This window comes from Nocardiopsis lucentensis DSM 44048, from assembly GCF_000341125.1.
Classification (GTDB): domain Bacteria; phylum Actinomycetota; class Actinomycetes; order Streptosporangiales; family Streptosporangiaceae; genus Nocardiopsis; species Nocardiopsis lucentensis.
Genome location: NZ_ANBC01000950.1, coordinates 1 through 1,466, shown reverse-complemented (window position 1 = coordinate 1,466; position 1,466 = coordinate 1). Strand labels below are relative to the sequence as shown.

Here is a 1,466-nt window from a genome sequence, read left to right as displayed (position 1 = left end):
ACGACCAATCCCCTCATACCCGAAGAACTAACGAAAAACTCAGTAGGCATCTGATGTCGAAAGCTGTATATGCCACCACTTTACCCGAAAGTCGGGGAAGCGGCCGCCGCGAGTGATCCGATCCCCGGAAAGGCACTCATACAGCACAGAAATAAACAATGAGTCGAAAACCGGGCAAATGACCCCGCTGGCAGCCGAAAGTGAGGTGCCCCGAGGTTTCCGGACACAGACCCAGCCCCAACAACCGTGCGACAAGAACCTCGCGAGGCGTCATCGCTTCTAATCCGATGGCCGCAGGTTCGAATCCTGCCAGATGCGCCACAAAACCCCAGTTCACAGCCTTACCTGACCGGGGTCCAACCGAGTCGTTCTGCCAGTGGGTCCAGGGTGGGACCAGGACCAGACCCCGGCGACCACGGCGCCCCCTCGTATGCCGACCAGTCCTCCCGGCGTCCAGCAGCACCAGCCACGCCGTCCGCTCCGCCGCCTCGTGGGCTACCTCCGGCAGCACACTGGCGTAGGTGTCCGCGGTCAGCACGATGCTCGCATGGCCCAGCATCGCCTGCACCACCTTCAACTCCACCCCCGCCGCCAACGCCAACGTCGCCGCCCCGTGCCGCAGATCGTGCAACCGCACCGGCGGCAACCCGCTCTCGGTATTGAGCATGCGGAACAGGCGCGAGAGGCGCTCCGGAGCCAACGGACCTCCACGCGCCCCGGTGAACACGAACTCGCGCGGATTCCACCCCTGCCCCCGCGCCTCGGCTTCCTTCTGCTGGCGCCACTGGTGGCGGCGCAACGCTCCCGTGGTGGTGTGGTCCAAGGCCAACATCCGGCGGCTCGCAGCACTCTTGGGCACCGACTCCACCAGCCCGCCCCGACCGGACTGGAGCTGACGCGCCACACGCACCGTCCCTTTGACCAGGTCGACGTCCTCCCACCGCAAACCCACCACCTCACCCTGCCGCAACCCCGTCATCACCACCAGGTGAAACAGGCCGTACAGCCGATGGCCGGACACGAAATCCAAGAACGCGCGGGTCTGCTCCACCGTCCACATCGCCGCCGCAGGCCGCACCTCGCCATGGCGCCACTCAGCCAGCGCCTGGTCGGTCCACACCACCGGACGCGCGCCCGCGCCGGGTTCCAACCGCAGCCCCTGGGCCGGGTTGGACGGCAGCAGCCGCTCGCGCACCGCGGTGTTCAACGCCGCCCGTAGCGTGGCGCGCACCCGTTGCACCGTCGTCGGCGACAACGGGGACCCAGTGTGTCTGGTGTGCCGAGAGATCGCGTCGAACGCCTCCTGGACCAGGGCGGGGCTCAACACCTTGTTTCGTGCCGGGTTTCTTGAGAGTTCGTCATGACCACCTCCTGCTACGGAAGGTAGGTCCGATCCAGCTGAGGGACCCTAGCCCGCAGCTAGTGCTGTGGCCGGAAACGTTCGTCCGGGTCAGTGATCGGTGTCA

At 66.1% G+C, this 1,466-nt stretch carries 1 protein-coding gene; it reads right to left on the bottom strand.

Annotated elements, in window-relative coordinates; translation table 11 throughout:
* Positions 1–136: 136 nt before the first annotated feature.
* Positions 137–1,231 carry a tyrosine-type recombinase/integrase gene (locus D471_RS37425; RefSeq protein WP_241479768.1) on the bottom strand — a complete coding sequence of 365 codons (1,095 nt, stop codon included), beginning with the start codon at positions 1,229–1,231 and terminating at the stop codon, positions 137–139.
* Positions 1,232–1,466: the final 235 nt, after the last annotated feature.